Below are 15,448 nucleotides of genomic sequence, written 5' to 3'. Positions count from 1 at the left end.
CGCGACCGGCGTGGACGCCAGTCTCGCGCACACCGCCGAGGTCATCCATGTGGCAACGCACCGACCGCCAGTGGTCGACTGTGCCCCGTCACAGCGGATGCGCCTCCTTGCCGGTCGCGGCCTGGCGAGCCCTCCACCCAGGGGGGAAGACCGGACGGCGACGGTGCACCGTGGACCGGCCGCCGGTCAGCCGGCGTCGACGGGAAGCGGGTCGTTGTCGCTGTCCAGGTGCTCCACGGTGGTGAAGATCAGCTCCTGGTCGCCGATGTTCTCGATGTCGTGCAGCAGGTACTCGCCGGGGCCGAAGTGGAAGTGCCGCGTCTCGCCCGCCCCGTAGGACACGTCGCGCGTGGTGCCGTCGAAGGTGTGCTGTCTGCTCGTCCCCGCCGTCACGGCGGTCCAGAAGTAGTCCAGCACGTGCCGGTGGGCGTGCCACCGCTCCCCCGGCGCCAGCCGGATCTCCCACACGCGCACCCGGTCGGTCTCGCTGAGCAGCCGGGATCCGACGTGACCGTCGAACGCAAGGTCCTCGAACTCCTTGCGCACATCGTCCGGCCAGCCCTCGAAGTTCTCTCCCACCAGTTCTCCGGCCAGCGAGAGATCCGCAAGAAACTTCGGCGTCGTCATCGTTCTCACCACAACCTTCCTCGTCCTGTCGGGTCCGGCCCTCGGGCCCGGTACTTGTTCCGTCCGCGCCGGACGGCGCCTGCTGATCAGGGCGTCGCCGTGGCCCGGGCCGCCTCGCGGGTGAGCACCCCGGCGCCGTAGAGGCCGAACTCCAGGTCCTTGTCTCCGGGCACCCACGTGTTCGTGAACTGCGAGCGCTCCCCCATCGCGGAGACCCTGTCGACGAGCGCGTGCCCCAGCGCGAGCTGCTCGGGCTCCCACGCCGCCAGCGCGGCGGGGATGTCCCCGTCCCCGGACCCCAGCGTCTCGGCCAGCGCCCACGCGTCCGCCGCCGCCTTCGCGCTCCCTGCGGCCGCGTGCGGTCGGGACGCGAAGGACGCATCGCCGACCAGGGCCACCCGCCCGACGGCCGCGCGCTCGCTGCGGATGTCGTACAGGGCCTGGATGTACGGCTCCTCGGTCAGGCGCACGAGCTCGGCCGCGGCCGGGGCGAGCAGGTCGCCCGCGGCCTCCTTCATCTCGGCCACGTAGCGGTCCTGCACCTGGCCCGGGTGCACCGACACCGGGCGGGGGATCCCCTGCTTGTCGAGCATCATCTCGTCAAGCTCGGGGCCCTCGGTGACGTTGCGGTACCAGACGTAGTTCATCAGCCGGTCGCCCTGTCCGAGAGCGTCCTGCGACGCCGGGATCGGGTACATGCAGATCTGGGTGTGGGGCGCCACCGAGTAGGCGAGCGCGTCCCCCAGCAGCGCGTGCGACCCCGGGGACAGCAGGCTCTCCGGGACCGTGCCGCGCCAGCCGACGTAGCCGGAGTAGGTCGCTCCCGCACCGGGGTTGAGCCGCTGCCGGCCGATCGACGAAATGCCGTCGGCGAACACGACGAGCTCCGCGCGCTCGACCCGACCGCTGACGAACCGGACCTCGACGCCGTCCTCGTCCTGGCTGAAGCCCGCCGCATACTCGCCGAGCACGTACCTGTGCGCGTCGAAGTCCTCGTAGAGCGCGCGGTAGATCGTCGACCACGAGGAGTATCGCCACTCGATTCTCTCCTCGTGGAGGATCGCGTCACCCTTGCCCAGGTAGCGCAGGTAGCTCGTCGCCGAGCTCACGTCCTCGGGCGTTCGCTCGCTGCGCTCGGCGAACCATCGCACCGTGTCGGGCTGCAGCACGATGCCGCCCCCGCGGTCGGTCAGCAGGCGGGGGGTCCGCTCGAACACGGTGACGTCGAACCCCAGGTCGCGCAGCAGCAGCGCCTGCGTGAGACCGCCGATCGATCCTCCGATCACGAGGGCCCGCGCGCCGTCGAACGTTGTCACCATCGACTTCTCCTTCGTAGTGGTTCGCGGCCGGTCGACGCCGGTCTCCCCGCGTCGCGCCCGGCCCTCAGTATCGAGGGGCCTCGATGCCGCCTCCATGGCGGGAGCGACAGAAGATGCGCAGTTTGCTGTGTCACGGCCCAGTCCTCGCCGCCGGCCGTCGAACCGGCGAGGAACCAGCCGGCGACAGGCGCCCGGCAGGCCACCACGGTGCGGTGACTCGCGTCGGCTGGTGCGCCACCGGCGAGAGGCAGCCGACTTCAGTGCTGCTGCGCGTGCACCGCCATGACAGGGCAGCGCGCACCGAGTAGTACTCGCTGTGCGTCGGAGCCGAAGACGAGTTTGCCGACCGGCGAGCGTCGTCGCATCCCGATGACGACGAGCTCGGCAGACCGCTCGTCGGCGACGCGGAGGATCTCGCTGCTCGGGTCCTCGCTCGACACGATCGGCACCAGCTCGTGCTCGACCCGGGAGTCGACGAGCAGCCGGCCCACCTCGTCGAGCACTCCCGCGACCGCGCGGCGCGCCTCGTCGAGCTCGTCGCGGAACGCAGCCGCGGCACTCGGCCCCTGGGGTTCTCCGGCCCGCCCCACCGACACCACCACGAGCAGTGCGTCGCGCAGGCGTGCCTCGGCGGCGGCAGTGTCGACGGCTGCGCGCCCTGCATCGGTCGGTGAGTATCCGACGACGATCGTCATGTTGTTCCTCCTGGTGCTGATGGGTGTCGTGACGGCGGAACGACGGCGGAGCCCGGACGCGGACCGGGGCTCATCCGAGCAGCGACGGCAACCACGTCACCAACGGTGGGAACGCGGCGAGCAGGCCGAGCGTGAGCAGCATCGCGAGGACGAACGGCATCGCGCCGGCGAAGATCTCGCCGACCGTGGCGCGGTCGCCGAGGACGGCGCTCATGGCGAACGGGGACATCCCGAACGGCGGGGTGAGGAGCCCGACCTCCACCGCGACGATGACGATGATCGCGAACCAGATCGGGTCGAGTCCGAGCGAGGTCACGACCGGGGCCATGAGCGGGACCATGATGAGCAGGATCGAGCTCGAGTCGAGCACCGCCCCCAGCACGATGAGGACGACGACGAACAGCAGGACGACCATCCCCTCCGAGAGCGCCGAGTCGGTGATCCGGTTCGTCATCTCGGTGACCAGCCCGCTGCGGGCAAGGGTCCGGGAGAACAGCTGGGCACCGATCAGCAGCAGCATGATGGAGCCGATGCTGACCGCGGACTCGCGGAACGCGCTGACGATGGCCCGCGTCCGCATGCCGTAGCCGACCGCGACGACGAACGCCCCGGACGCACCGACGGCCGCCGCCTCGGTGGGCGTGAACCATCCGAGCCAGATCCCGCCGAGGACCAGGGCGATGAGTGCGCCGATCGGGAGCGCGCGCACCATCGTCCGCGCGGCCGAGACGTCCTCGACCGTCGTCCTCGCGGTCGGCAGCGCCGGCGAGGAGGACCCGGTGCCGGTCGGCTCCGTGGCGGCGGACGAGGAGGAGGTGGGCGACGCGGTCGCGATCCGCCCGGGCCGGGCCGGGCGGCCGACCCGCTCGGGGCGTGCGACACCGATGGCGGTGATCGTCAGCACGTACACGAGCGCGAGAAGGACTCCGGGCACGATGCCGGCGATGAAGAGGGTGCCGATCGAGACGTTGGCGAGGACCCCGTAGAGAATCATCAGCAGGCTGGGCGGGATGAGCATCCCCAGGACCGAGCTTCCGGCGACGGTCCCCAGGGCCAGCTTCTTGTCGTACCCGCGCGCGACCATCTCGGGCACGGCGATGCGTGCGAAGATCGCGGCTGAGGCGACGCTGACGCCGGTGACGGCGCCGAAGATCCCGTTGGCGAAGACGGTCGCGGAGGCGAGCCCGCCGATGAGCCGTCGCGCCACCAGCCTGGCGACGTCGAACAGGTAGCGCGCCGCGGGGCTGTGGCTCATGAAGGCGCCCATGAGGATGAACAGCGGGATGACGGCGAACACGTAGTCGCGTACCCCGCCGAGCACCGTGTTGGACACGAGCACCGCCGTCTGCTCGACGCTCCCGGTGAGCAGGAGCATCCCGAGCAGGCTCGCGACGAACAGCGAGAAGGCGATCGGAACGCCGAGGACCACCAGGGCGAAGAGCGCCACGACGGCGACGCCTCCGACGGCAAGATCCGCCATCACGCCTCCCTCCTGCCGGTCCGGCCGGAGCCGTTCCGGGAAGAGTGCCCCCCGGCCGGTGCCACGGTGTCGGCACCGTGACCGGGGCCGGCATCGCTCGCGGGGGCAGCACCGTCGTGGTCGGCGGACGACCGGGGCCCTCGGTGCGCGGCAAGCAGGCACTCCACCGCCATGCAGACGGCGAACAGGACGACGATCGTGCGTAGCGGGCCGGTCGGAATCCGAATAGACCCCTCGCCCGAGTACTCGCCGGAGGCCCAGGACTCGAGCATCGGCCCCCAGGTCGACCACGCGACGACGGCGAACACGATGGCGCCGAGCAGGCAGGCGACGATCCAGGCGACGCGCTGTGCTCGCACCGGGAGGCGGTCGACGAGGATCCCGGTCCGGATGTGGCCGCCGCTCCGCATCACGTAGGGCACGCACAGCAGTGTCACTGCGGCCACCCCGTTCGAGGCGACCTCGGCGCTCCCGATCACGACGACACCGTCGACGAACCGACCCACCACGCTCGCGAGGACCCAGCCGATCATCACGACGAGGAGCACCCCCGCCAGCACCGCCATGGCACCGGACACGGTCCGCATCACACGGTCGGCTCCGTCGACGAACCTGGCGGCACCGCCAGGACGTGGGCCGCCGGTCGCATCGCGCGCGGTCACTGCTGCTCCCCCGGCTCGTAGGGCACGGGATACTCGTGCCCGAGCTCCTCCTGCGCCGCGATGTAGGCGGAGATGAGCTCGGAGCCGGGCCGCCCGGACTCGTCCATCTCGTCGGCGCGCCGCTGCGGGAGGTCGGCGAGCGCCTCGGTCCAGTGCTCGCGGAGCTCGTCGCTGGGCTCCGTCACCGTCATTCCCTCCGCCGCCATCGTCTCCTCCGAGTGCGCCACGGCCTCGTTGACCGCCTGAGCGGAGACCTGCTCGAACTCGAGGGCGACCTCGAGCACGATGTCCTGGACCTCCGGCGGGAGCGTCTCCCAGGTGTCCTGGTTGACGGTGAGCGCCCCCAGCGGCACCGCGCCGAAGTCCATCGCGGTGAAGTGGCTGAGCACCTCGTAGAGCCGGAGGTTGTCGAATCCCTCGACGAAGTTGACGACGCCGTCGTACACACCCGTCTGGAACGCCGAGTACCACTCGGTCGAGGGCGCCTGGACCGGGACGACGTCCATCGGCCCGAGCCATTCGAGGTTCGATCCGACGCCGGCGACCTGCCGGTCGGTGAGGTCCTCGACCCCTTCGACCGGGAAGTTGGTGCCGAGCCCGTAGTTGCCGACCGCGAGGAACGCGATCGCCGTCTGGTTGCGATCGGCGTAGACCTGCTGGAACTCCTCGTTCCCCTCGTAGACCTGCCGGAACGCGGCGATCGCGATCTCTGCGTCGGGCGAGGAGAAGGGCACGTAGTAGCCGAGGTTGTGCAGGGGGAGCTCAGACGGGTTGTAGGGGAAGACCGAGGCCCCCATGTCGAGCTGGCCGGACTCCATCGCGTCGAGCTCCTCGCCGACCTCGACGTAGGTGCCGAAGAACTCGTCGAACTCGATCTCGTGGATCGTCTCCTCGGAGACCCTGCGTACGACCTCGGGCACGAAGACGTCGGACACCGATCCGACCGAGGTCAGCGCGGTCCGGGGGACCCCGGCTCCGATCGTCAGGGTGAACGTCTCTCCGCCCTCGGCGGTCGTGGGCGCGCCGGTCGAGCAGGCCGCCAGCGCCGCTGCACCCGCCACGACTGTGGCGGCCGTGGTACGCCGCATGGTCGAGCGTCGCCTGCGCGTCATCACGCGAGCCATCGAGAACCCTTCGGGTACGGGGACAGAACTGCCCGAGCGTCACCGGCTCACACTCACCCGCTCAATGGGCCGCTGCACCGCTCGATGAGCTCCCACTGTGGCGACATCCAGTACGGTCGGCCACGAGGGCATGGCAGCGTCGACGCTCCGCCCCGAAAGGACCGCGCCATGTCGCCCACCCATCCCCTCTCGCACGAGCCGATCGACGTCGGCCGTGACGCCTCCTCACCGGAACCGGTCGGCCTACGCGACCTCCTGCACGGCGTCGCCGAGATCTCGTCGGCCGTGAACGAGCCGGTCTCGGTGCCGACCCTCCTCAACCTCGTGGCGGAGACCGCGTGCCGGCTCATGGGATTCGACTTCTGCGGCGTGTTCCTGCCCGACCGCACCAAGGGCGTCCTCGTGGTCGAAGGCTCCTACGGGTTCTCGCCCCGGTACATCACCGAGGTCAACGCCCTCCACCCGATCACGATCGAAGAAGGTACGACGCAGGCCCCGTCCACGCGCGCGTTCCTCACGCAGGAGCCGGTCCAGGTGCTCGACACCGCGACGGACCCGGCGTTCGCACAGTGGGGCGAGGGGGCCCGGGAGCAGGGGTTCCGCTCCATGATCGCCGTGCCGCTCATCGTGTCCGGCACGACCGTCGGGACCCTCAACGGGTACACGAGCAGGCGCCAGACGTTCGACGAGCACGTCGTCGAGCTCGCCGGCACGCTCGCGAACCAGGCGGCGATCGCCATCGCCAGCGCCCGGTTGCGTACCGCCCAGGCCCGCACGATCCAGAACCTCGAGCAGCTGAACTCCTCGCTCGAGGAGCAGCACACGCTCGCCCAGCAGGCCGAGGCGATCCACCAGCGGCTCGCACAGGTCGCCCTCGAGCAAGGCGGCGTCGAGGGCGTCACGCTGGCGCTGAGCGAGCTGCTCCATCGGTCCGTCGTCGTCGAGGAACCCGGCGGCCGGGAGATCGCGCGCGTCGTGGTGGACGGGCAGTCGCTCACCGCGCCACCGGCCGACGACGGTCCGGGCGACGGCCGCGCGGAGGAGACATCGACCGGTGGAGAGCTGGTCGACGTCGACGGTCCGGACGGCCCCCTGACGATCCTGCAGGTCCGGCTCGGCGGGGACGTCGCCGCCCACGTGTGGCTCGAGGGCCGCAGCGCGGACCTGTCCCGGCTCGAGCGGCGCGCGGTGGACTACGCCGGGACCGTCCTCGCGCTCGAGCTCCTTCGGCGGCGGACCGCGCAGGAGGTCGAGTGGCGCACGTCGAGCGACCTCGTCCACGAGCTCGTGCGCGGTGGGCCGACGACGCCGGCCGACCTGACCTCCCGGGCGCAGCGCCTCGACCACGACCTCGACCACCCGCACGTCGTCCTCGTCGCGCGGCCGGACACGGCGAGCACCGCCGGGGAGAGCGCACTGCTCGGCGCCGCTCGCTCCGCGGCGTCGTCGGTTCGTCCACGCCCGCTCGTGGCCGCGATCGGTCCCTACGTCGTCATGCTGTGGCCCGACGACGAGGAGTCGGCGATCGATGCTGTCGCGAACGAGCTCAGGCGCACCTACCGCCGGATCCGTGGACGCTCCGGGACGGCGTCCGTGACGGTCTCCTCGACCTGCCGCTCGATGCACGAGTACGCGGGCGCCTTCCGTCTCGGGCGTGGCATGGCCGAGCTCGCACGGGTCAGGCGCCGTCGGGACGGCACCATCCGCCTCGACGACCTCGGTCCGATGTCCCTCCTGCTCCAGATCGAGGACCCCGCCGAGCTCGTCCGCTACGCCGAGCGCCTGCTCGGCCCGCTGCGCGCGCACGACGAGCGGCGCGGCTCAAGCCTGGTCGACACGTTGTCCGTGTACTTCGCGCACGATCAGAACACGGCGGCGACGGCGGGCGAGCTGCACGTACACCCCAACACCGTGGGCCTGCGCGTGCGGCGCATCGAGGAGATCCTCGGCCTGTCCCTGTCCGGGACGGACGCCGTCGTCCACGTGGGGATGGCGCTCATGGCCGACCAGGTCGCGCGGACCCTGGACGCGTAGCCCCGTCGCTCAGCGTGCGCGGGAGCGCGAGGAGCGGCACCGCCCACGCGACGGCGACCACCACCAGCGCACCGGCGGTCGCGCCGCGCTCGATCGCCCACGCGAGCAGCGGTGTGCCGATGACGACGAGAAAGTTCGCCGCCGCGTTGAGCACGCCGACCGCGGCCCCCGGCCGGTCGTCGCGCAGCCGCTGGGCGCCGGCGAGGGCCGAGGCGAACGGCAGGCCGCTCGCCACGCCGATCGTCAGGGTCGCGACCACGGCCACGGCCGGCGTCGAGGGGACGGCGAGCAGCAGCGTGCCGACGGCGCAGGCGACCAGCGACACCGCGACGAGGCTGCGGCTGCGGTGGCCGATCCGCGAGGTGAGGTAGCCGCCCAGGGGCCGGCTGACCAGGGTCGTCGCCAGCACGAGCGAGGCCACGGTGGACGCGGTGCGCGGCTCCATCCCCCAACGCTCCGTGAGGATCGTCCCGGTCCAGTTGCCGAGGACGACTCCGATCCCGAACGTCGAGGCGTGCACGGCGGCGAGCCGGAGGAGCTCGGGGTCGCGCAGCAGGTGAGGTCGCGCCCCCGAGGCGGTGGCTGCCGGCGGTCCTTCCTGTGGCGCGTCGTCGACCAGGAGGAGCACGAGCAGCCCGGCCAGGACGGCCACGGCTATGCAGGTGATCCAGGCCGAGCGCCAGCCGAGCAGGTCCTCGAGGGCGGGGATCACCGCGATCGCGATGCCGCCGGTGCCGATCGCCATGCCGCCGAAGACGCCCAGCCCGGTCGGGCCGGTGCGCGAGCGACGCGCCAGCTCGGCGCCCGCGACGAAGCCGACGGCGCAGCCCGCGCCGGCGAGCAGCCGCGCCGGGAACGCGATGAGCAGCGAGGGGGTCACGACGGCGGCCGCGTAGGCCAGCACCGTCAGGCCCAGTCCTGCGAACGCGGTCCGGCGCACGCCCCACCGGTCGACGAGGACGCCGGTGGGGATCTGGAGCGCCGCATAGGCGACAGCGAACACGGTCGTCAGCAGGCCGATCGTGACGAGGGTGGTGCCGTGCGAGCGGGCGAGCGTCCCGGCCGCAGCGCCCGCGGCGGCGAGCCCCCAGCCGGCGGCGGAGGCCAGGAGTCCGGCAGGGATCAGGAGGAGCGGGTGCGGCCGGTCCGATGCGCCTGCTCGCGTGCCGCTCCCCGTCACGCAGACCTCGTCTCCCTCGTGTCCTCGTCCGCGACCGGCACGCACCGCCGGTCCGGACGTTCGGGCAGCCATTCTCACCCTCGACGCCGACCCCGTCCATGTCGGCCCGGCCAGCGGACCGCGCCGCCGGTGTGCCGGGCCACCGCCCCTCGCCCGCGCTGTCGCCACCGGGAGCGACCCACACCGGACGCGGGCCGGACACCCCTGTCACGGGTCAGCCCGGGACGTCGACGTCCTCCCCGCCGGCGAGGTCGCCGCACTCGACGAGCCGCACGCGCTGCCCGCGCAGGTAGGGCGCCGCCCCGTCGTCGTCGGTGAGCGCGGCGAGCAGCGGGGCGAGGTGGACGGCCGGGACGACCACGGGGTGCCTCGGGCGTCCGTCGAACGCGGCGCGGGCGAGGTCGTCGCCCGCGGCTGAGAGGACGCGTGCGACGACGTCGTGCCCGATGTCGGGGTAGTCGACGAGGTGGATGGCCACGTGCCCGGCGCCCGCGGGGACCGCGCCGAGCCCGGCCCGCAGCGAGACTCCCATCCCCCGGTCCCACCCGGCGCAGTGGACCTCCTCCGCGCCGCGCGGTATCTCGGGCCGGGCGGCGCCGGTGACGACGAGCACGCGATCGCAGCCGCCCCGACCCAGTGCGTCGACGGCGTGCTCGAGCCAGCCCGGGACGAGGATCTTCGGGTGCCCGTAGCGCCTGCCCGCGCCCGCGGCGAGCAGCAGCCCGTACGTCCCACCGGCGGGGGCCTCCGTCTCCATCCGGCCAGCGTCCCCCAGCCGGGGCTCGGCGCCAAGCGGGGCGGCAAGCGGGGTGCTCGCCGCCGATCCACAGCCCGCCGAGGTGGAGAACTGTCCACGTGTCGCCGTGTGTCATCGACCGCCCGCGTGATGCACTACGGTCACCCGTCTACCCGGGACCACCCGTTCCGGATACCGCACGACCTCGGAAGGAGACCCGCGATGTCCCACGACGCCACGACCGTCGGCTCCACGAGACCTGAGCGGGTGGCCGAGGCGTCCCCCCTTACCGGCGCACCGTCGGCCCTCTCACCGGACACCGCCTGGATGCTCCCGCCGGCCGAGCTCGTCACCGACGTCGAGTCGGCGTTCACGGGGGCTCCCCGGACGACCCCTCCGCCGTACGGCGGGCTGCGCTACACGGCCTCCTGGTGGGCGGCGCGCGCCGGCCACTGAGCACTCGCGGACGGGCCGGCCGCGCTACCGGGCGGGCAGCGCCGCCCCCACAGGCTCCGGGTCGCTCGTGGCGAACCGTTCGATGCGCACCCACACGACCTCCGACCCGAGGCCCTCCCAGCCCGGCGGGACGTCGACGTCGAGGGTCTGACCGTCGCCGAGCTCGACGTCGAGGCGGACCGCTCCGACCGAGGCCGTCACGGCGACCGGCCTGGCCGGGAGCGCCCCGGGCAGCTCGTCGAGCGAGGCGCGGGCGTCCGCCGCGCGGACGTGGACGAGGCACGCGCCGGGCGTACCGTCACCCGCCCGGGTGGCCGCGCCGCCACCCCGCCCGGGCCGGCCGGCCGGCGCGGGGCCGCCGGGCGTGCCGTCCGTTCCGACGAGCTCGGTCCCCGCGACGGCGACGCTCCCCGAGGGGGTCCGTTCGCCGTCGAGCGTGGTCACCCCGGTGAGCCGGCGCCCGAAGTCCGACCGGGGGGCGGCGAGGAAGGTCTGTACGGGCACCGACTCGGCGAGGCCGCCGTCGGTGAGGACGACGACGTCGTCGGCGAGGCTCGCGACGTCGAGCAGGTTGTGCGTGACGAGCATGCCCGTGCGGCCGACCAGCACCTCGCGCACGACGTCGCGCACCTCGGCGGCCGCGCGGACGTCGAGGGCGGCGAACGGCTCGTCGAGCAGGAGCACGTCCGGGTCGACGGTGAGCGCGCGGGCGAGCGCCACGCGGGCGCGCTGGCCGCCGCTGAGGGTGCCGACGCGTCGGCCCGCGAGGTGCTCGGCGCCGACCCGGCACAGCGCCGCGTGCGCCTGCTCGCGGGCCGAGGCGGTGCGCGCGCCGCGGATCCGGGGGCCGAGGGCGACCGCGTCGACCACCCGCTGGCCCGGCAGGAGTCCCGGGTTCTGGCTGAGCAGGGCCGTGCGGGGGGCGCGGTCGTCGGAGGCGGCATCGGGAGCGGGCGCGCTGCCGACGGCCGGCGCACCCTGGGTGCCGCCGGTTCCCGCCCCCGCGTCGGCGCGGTACGCGCTCACGTCGGTCTCGGCGTCCGGGAGCAGGCCCGCGAGCGAGGCGACGAGGGTGGACTTGCCCGCACCGTTCGGCCCGACGACCGCGGTGAGGCGGCCGGGCCGCAGCGTCACGCGGACGTCGACACCCCGCGCAGGGTGCACGACCCGTGCCCGCAGAGCGACGGCCGCCCCCCGGTCGGTGCGTCCGGCGTCGTCGGGCGTGGTTCCGGCTCCGGACCGGAGCGGGGACCGGTCACCCGGGCCCTCTGCGGACCCCTCCTCCGGAGGTGCGCCCCGGTCCCGGCCGCTGCCGGCGGTGAGCCGGCCCGCGAGCCACAGGCCGGCGCCGATGAGGACCACGGCGGTGAGGATGAGGACGAGCGCCAGCGCGTAGGCGCCCTCGGGGTCGGAGACGCGCGAGAGGTAGATCGCCGTCGGCATCGTCTGGGTGACACCGGGCAGGGAGCCGGCGAACGTCAGGGTCGCCCCGAACTCGCCCAGGGCGCGCGCCCCGGCCAGAGCGGCACCGGTGACGACGGCGGGTGCCACCGCCGGGAGGACCACGCGCGCGAGGACCGTCCAGCGCCGCGCACCGAGGGCGCGCGCGGCGTCGGCGGGGGCGGGGTCGAGCACGCGCAGCGCAGACTCGACGGTGACGACGACGTACGGCAGCGCGACGAACACCTGGGCGAGGACGACGGCGGGGGTGGTGAACCCGACGTCGAGTCCGAGCTCGCCGAGGACACGCCCGAGGGGTGAGTTGCGCCCGAGGGTGGCCACGAGCGCGAGGCCGGCGACCACCGGGGGCAGTGTGAGGGGCAGGAGCACGAGGAGCCGCGCGACCGGCGCCAGGCGCGCCTGACCCGACAGCCACAGGCCGAGCGGCACGCCGAGCAGCGTCGTGACGACGGCAGCCGCGGCAGACGTGCGCAGCGAGAGCCACAGGGCGTCGAGCAGGTCGGGCCGGGACAGGGTCTCTGGCAGCCCGGCCCAGTCGACGCGCGAGACGAGCCCGACCAGGGGGAGGACGAGGTAGGCCAGGGCGAGGATCCCGACGGCGACGACCGCCGGGTGCCGCCCCGACGCACCCACCGCGGCGGACGGCGGGGTGGCGGCTGTACGCCCGGTCCGCTCACGTGTCACGGGCGTCCGAAGCCCTCCTCGCCGAGGGTGGCGCGCACGTCCTCGGACAGGAAGTGCACGAGGAGGCTCCCGGCGTCGTCGCCGGCGTCGGCGGTGAGCGCCACCGCCGAGGTGACGATGACCTCCTGGGACTGGTCGAGCTCCACGAACTCCAGGTCGCCGACGTCGGTCTGGTAGACGATGCCGACGTCGGCCTCACCGGTCTCGACCTTGCCGACCGTGTCGGTGACGTTGGGTTCGAGGGAGACGGGGTCGTACTCGACGCCGCTCAGCTCGGCGAGCTCCTCCGTCGCCGTGCCGCAGGGCACCTCGGGCGCGCAGACGACGAGCCGGTCGGACGCCCACGCGTCGGCGCCGCTCTCGATGCCGCCGGGGTTGTCCGGCGCGATCGCGGCGACGAGCGTGTTCGTCGCGAGGTCGGTCGGGTCGGCCGCGACGCCCTCCTCGACCGCGCGGTCCATCGTCTCGAGGTTCGCGGTGACCAGCATGTCCCCCGGCGCACCCTCGACCAGCTGGTCGACGAGCGCGTTCGAACCGCCCCCGACGACGGAGACCTCGACCCCGGAGGTCTCTGTCCAGTCCTCGGCCGCCGCGGTGAGCACATCCGCGAGCGAGGCGGCCACGTAGATCGTCAGGTCGCCGCCGTCACCGCCGCCTGCGCCGTCGCCGACGTCGTCCGACCCGGACCCGTTCTCGTCGTCGCTCGTGCCGCAGGCGGCGAGCCCCAGTGCGAGCACTCCCGCGCTCGCGGCGAGCGCCACCCGTCCCGGGCCTCGTCTCATGTCACCCGTCCGTTCGATCGCCGTCGTGATGCCGATGATTCGGCATGAATGGAACCCTAGCACCGCATCTGCGGCGCTGTTCGCGTGTTGTCAGCGTGGATGCGGAACGTCTCATGTTCGCAGGGTCGCGTCGGCGTCGGCGTCGGCGTCGGCGTCGGCGTCGGCGTCGGCGTCGGCGTCGGGCGAACGTCCCACGGGCCCGTCTCCTACCGTGGTGAGCATGAACACGACTCCGGACGTCCCCGCTGCCGTCATCACCGTGTCCGACCGCTGCCACGCCGGCACGCAGGAGGACCGCTCGGGCCCGCTGGCCCGCGACCTGCTCGCCGCCGAGGGCATGGTCGCGGACGAGGCCGTCGTCGTGCCCGACGAGATCGACGCCATCCAGGGGGCCGTGCGCGCGGCCCTCGAGGCCGGCGCCCGCCTCGTGCTCACCACCGGCGGGACCGGGGTCGGGCCGCGGGACGTCACGCCGGAGGCCGTCGCTCCGCTGCTGGCGCTCGACCTGCCGGGCGTGGCCGAGCAGGTCCGCGCCCGCGGCCTGGCCTCGACGCCGCACTCCGTCATCGCGCGCGGGGTCGTCGGCCTCACGGACCGGGGCGAGCGCGGCGCGCTGGTGGTCACGGCGCCCGGATCGACGGGCGGGGTGCGGGACACGGTCGCCGTCGTCGCGCCGCTCGTGCGCCACGTGCTCGGGCAGGCCGCCGGCGCCGCGCACTGAACGGAACCCCCGGGCCCGCCGGGCAGAGCTCCACGGTCCCTGCGATCCACGGACCCCCGGTCCACCCCACCCACTGCCGCTCCTGTGCGCCGTGACACAACGGCAACCTCGGGCCACCGCACGGATCGGCGACGCGGGCGGTCCGCCGCCTACGATCGGACGGACGACGCGGCTGCGCCCGGCAGCGGGGCGCAGCGAACGCGTCGGCCGGTACGCGGGCTCACGGCCGGCGCCATCACCAGGACACCGGACGGGGCCCGCACCCCGGAACAGGCGAGGAGCGACGAACGAGCGATGATCTTCAAGGCCGTCGGCGAGGGGCGCCCGTACCCCGACCACGGCCTGGTCACGCCCAAGGAATGGTCCGCGGTCGCGCCGCGCCAGGTCCGCCTCGACCAGCTCGTCACCACGCGCGCCGAGCTGGACCTGCACTCGTTGCTCTCCTCCGACTCGACGTTCTTCGGGGACCTCTTCGCCCACGTCGTCCGGTGGCAGGGCGCCCACTACCTCGAGGACGGGCTGCATCGGGCGCTGCGCGCAGCGCTCCAGCAGCGGACCGTCATCCACGCCCGGGTGCTCGACCTGGACGACCCGACGAACCCGACCGGCACGCACACCGCGATCGACGCGCCGCTGCGCCGCTCGTCCCGGGCCGGCTCCACGCGCCCTCCGCTCGGCTCGGCCCCACCGCCTCCTCCGCGCACGTCGACCGCCCCTCCGCCGCCGCCACCGCCGCCCACGTCCGCGGCCGGGCCGGAGCGCCAGGTGCGCCGCCGTCCGCTCTCCCGCCGTCGCCCACCTACCGATCGCGCGTGACCTTCTCGATTACGGTGGCCCGGTGAACTCGGCCCGTACCAAGCTGTCGCCGCACGACCGACGTCGTCGCGCCATACAGCAGCGGCAGACGACCGTCATCGGCGGCCTCGTGGCCGTGCTCCTGCTCGTCGCCCTCGTCGCCGCCGCGATCTGGGCCCAGATCCTGCCCAGCCCGTTCGACCGGGAGTTCAGCGCCGACCCCGAGTCCGCCACCGACGGCGGCGGCACGGGCGAGGCGTCCCAGCCGTGCCCCCCGCCCGGCGCCACCGCGCGGCCGCTCGACGAGATCACGGCGAACGTGTTCAACGCGACCGAGCGCGGCGGGCTCGCGGGCACCACCGCGCAGGAGCTCGCGGCCGCGGGCATCGTCGTCAACCAGCAGGGCAACTGGGCGGGCAGCCCGATCACGGGGGCGGTCCGGATCATCGCCGGCGCACCGGGCGTGGTGCCCGCCTACTCCGTGGCGCGCGTGTTCCCCAGCGCCGAGGTCACGATGGACGACCGCACCGACGAGTCCGTCGACATCGTCCTCGGCGAGGCCTACGACTCGCTGCTCCCGCCCGAGGAGATGACCGCGCTCGACCCGACCGAGCCGCTCGTCGCCCCCGAGGAGTGCGTGCCGGTCGAGGAGGTCCCGACCGACGGCTGAGCCGCCGGGGCGGACGCCCCGC

14 protein-coding genes and 1 pseudogene are annotated in these 15,448 nt (G+C 73.7%); 5 read left to right on the top strand and 10 right to left on the bottom strand.

From position 1 onward, the window contains the following. Positions 1–186 precede the first annotated feature (186 nt). The 6 genes from ACZLKG_RS13400 to ACZLKG_RS13375 all read right to left on the bottom strand — a co-directional run bounded on the left by ACZLKG_RS13400 (position 187) and on the right by ACZLKG_RS13375 (position 5,871). Positions 187–627: a cupin domain-containing protein gene (locus ACZLKG_RS13400; protein WP_463649022.1), complete on the bottom strand. Its 441-nt coding sequence runs from the start codon at positions 625–627 to the stop codon at positions 187–189. Positions 628–713: 86 nt separating this feature from the next. After that, entirely contained in the window at positions 714–1,943 is a 1,230-nt protein-coding gene (locus ACZLKG_RS13395) for an FAD binding domain-containing protein (RefSeq protein ID WP_463649038.1), read from the bottom strand. A gap of 260 nt (positions 1,944–2,203) precedes the next feature. Further along, positions 2,204–2,641, bottom strand: coding sequence for a universal stress protein (locus ACZLKG_RS13390; protein WP_463649021.1), 438 nt, complete (start codon positions 2,639–2,641; stop codon positions 2,204–2,206). A gap of 70 nt (positions 2,642–2,711) precedes the next feature. Beyond that, positions 2,712–4,121 carry a TRAP transporter large permease gene (locus tag ACZLKG_RS13385; RefSeq protein WP_463649020.1) on the bottom strand — a complete coding sequence of 470 codons (1,410 nt, stop codon included), beginning with the start codon at positions 4,119–4,121 and terminating at the stop codon, positions 2,712–2,714. Further along, entirely contained in the window at positions 4,121–4,708 is a 588-nt protein-coding gene (locus ACZLKG_RS13380) for a TRAP transporter small permease (RefSeq protein ID WP_425707954.1), read from the bottom strand. Before ACZLKG_RS13380 ends, ACZLKG_RS13385 begins: the two co-directional genes overlap by 1 nt. Positions 4,709–4,779: 71 nt before the next feature. Continuing rightward, a complete protein-coding gene (locus tag ACZLKG_RS13375; RefSeq protein WP_425707953.1) occupies positions 4,780–5,871 on the bottom strand; it encodes a C4-dicarboxylate TRAP transporter substrate-binding protein in 1,092 nt (363 codons plus the stop codon). A 204-nt stretch (positions 5,872–6,075) separates the two neighbouring features. Between ACZLKG_RS13375 and ACZLKG_RS13370 the strand changes: the two genes are divergently transcribed. Beyond that, on the top strand, positions 6,076–7,941 hold the full coding sequence (locus ACZLKG_RS13370; RefSeq protein ID WP_463649019.1) for a helix-turn-helix domain-containing protein: 1,866 nt from the start codon (positions 6,076–6,078) through the stop codon (positions 7,939–7,941). Here ACZLKG_RS13370 and ACZLKG_RS13365 read toward each other — a convergent pair. Further along, the gene (locus ACZLKG_RS13365; RefSeq protein WP_463649018.1) at positions 7,904–9,121 is read right to left on the bottom strand and encodes an MFS transporter; all 1,218 of its coding nucleotides are present in this window, start codon (positions 9,119–9,121) and stop codon (positions 7,904–7,906) included. The two genes, ACZLKG_RS13370 and ACZLKG_RS13365, sit on opposite strands and share 38 nt — an antisense overlap. A gap of 214 nt (positions 9,122–9,335) precedes the next feature. Further along, positions 9,336–9,878 (bottom strand): nucleotidyltransferase family protein, encoded by a 543-nt coding sequence (locus tag ACZLKG_RS13360; RefSeq protein WP_463649017.1) that lies wholly within the window; start codon positions 9,876–9,878, stop codon positions 9,336–9,338. A gap of 201 nt (positions 9,879–10,079) precedes the next feature. Between ACZLKG_RS13360 and ACZLKG_RS13355 the strand changes: the two genes are divergently transcribed. Next, complete coding sequence (locus ACZLKG_RS13355) at positions 10,080–10,313, top strand: hypothetical protein (RefSeq protein ID WP_463649016.1); 234 nt, start codon at positions 10,080–10,082, stop codon at positions 10,311–10,313. Between the two features lie 24 nt (positions 10,314–10,337). On the opposite strand, the gene ACZLKG_RS13350 is transcribed toward ACZLKG_RS13355, so the two are convergent. Both ACZLKG_RS13350 and modA read right to left on the bottom strand, forming a co-directional pair. After that, positions 10,338–12,458, bottom strand: a complete 2,121-nt coding sequence (locus ACZLKG_RS13350) for an ATP-binding cassette domain-containing protein (protein WP_463649015.1) — start codon at positions 12,456–12,458, stop codon at positions 10,338–10,340. Beyond that, positions 12,455–13,240 carry a molybdate ABC transporter substrate-binding protein gene (gene modA / locus ACZLKG_RS13345; protein ID WP_463649014.1) on the bottom strand — a complete coding sequence of 262 codons (786 nt, stop codon included), beginning with the start codon at positions 13,238–13,240 and terminating at the stop codon, positions 12,455–12,457. The genes ACZLKG_RS13350 and modA overlap by 4 nt, the downstream gene beginning before the upstream one ends. Before the next feature lie 220 nt (positions 13,241–13,460). Here modA and ACZLKG_RS13340 point away from each other — a divergent pair, with 220 nt between their 5' ends. The 3 genes and pseudogenes from ACZLKG_RS13340 to ACZLKG_RS13330 all read left to right on the top strand — a co-directional run bounded on the left by ACZLKG_RS13340 (position 13,461) and on the right by ACZLKG_RS13330 (position 15,426). Beyond that, positions 13,461–13,961: a MogA/MoaB family molybdenum cofactor biosynthesis protein gene (locus ACZLKG_RS13340; protein ID WP_425707946.1), complete on the top strand. Its 501-nt coding sequence runs from the start codon at positions 13,461–13,463 to the stop codon at positions 13,959–13,961. 294 nt (positions 13,962–14,255) lie between these two features. After that, positions 14,256–14,549 (top strand): annotated as a pseudogene (locus ACZLKG_RS13335) (type II toxin-antitoxin system VapB family antitoxin); the annotation flags it as partial. 250 nt (positions 14,550–14,799) lie between these two features. Next, positions 14,800–15,426, top strand: coding sequence for a LytR C-terminal domain-containing protein (locus tag ACZLKG_RS13330; protein ID WP_425707945.1), 627 nt, complete (start codon positions 14,800–14,802; stop codon positions 15,424–15,426). Positions 15,427–15,448 lie beyond the last annotated feature (22 nt).

This window comes from Georgenia sp. Z2081, from assembly GCF_055326445.1.
Note: the sequence above shows the minus strand (reverse complement) of the source record. Positions and strands in the feature narration are given on the sequence as shown.

Coding starts and splice junctions, on each gene's coding strand:
- ACZLKG_RS13375 (WP_425707953.1), bottom strand. CDS start 5,871: ATGCGGCGTACCACGGCCGCCACAGTCGTGGCGGGTGCAGCGGCGCTG.
- ACZLKG_RS13340 (WP_425707946.1), top strand. CDS start 13,461: ATGAACACGACTCCGGACGTCCCCGCTGCCGTCATCACCGTGTCCGAC.
- ACZLKG_RS13355 (WP_463649016.1), top strand. CDS start 10,080: ATGTCCCACGACGCCACGACCGTCGGCTCCACGAGACCTGAGCGGGTG.
- ACZLKG_RS13400 (WP_463649022.1), bottom strand. CDS start 627: ATGACGACGCCGAAGTTTCTTGCGGATCTCTCGCTGGCCGGAGAACTG.
- ACZLKG_RS13380 (WP_425707954.1), bottom strand. CDS start 4,708: ATGCGGACCGTGTCCGGTGCCATGGCGGTGCTGGCGGGGGTGCTCCTC.
- ACZLKG_RS13390 (WP_463649021.1), bottom strand. CDS start 2,641: ATGACGATCGTCGTCGGATACTCACCGACCGATGCAGGGCGCGCAGCC.
- ACZLKG_RS13360 (WP_463649017.1), bottom strand. CDS start 9,878: ATGGAGACGGAGGCCCCCGCCGGTGGGACGTACGGGCTGCTGCTCGCC.
- ACZLKG_RS13385 (WP_463649020.1), bottom strand. CDS start 4,121: ATGGCGGATCTTGCCGTCGGAGGCGTCGCCGTCGTGGCGCTCTTCGCC.
- ACZLKG_RS13370 (WP_463649019.1), top strand. CDS start 6,076: ATGTCGCCCACCCATCCCCTCTCGCACGAGCCGATCGACGTCGGCCGT.
- modA (WP_463649014.1), bottom strand. CDS start 13,240: ATGAGACGAGGCCCGGGACGGGTGGCGCTCGCCGCGAGCGCGGGAGTG.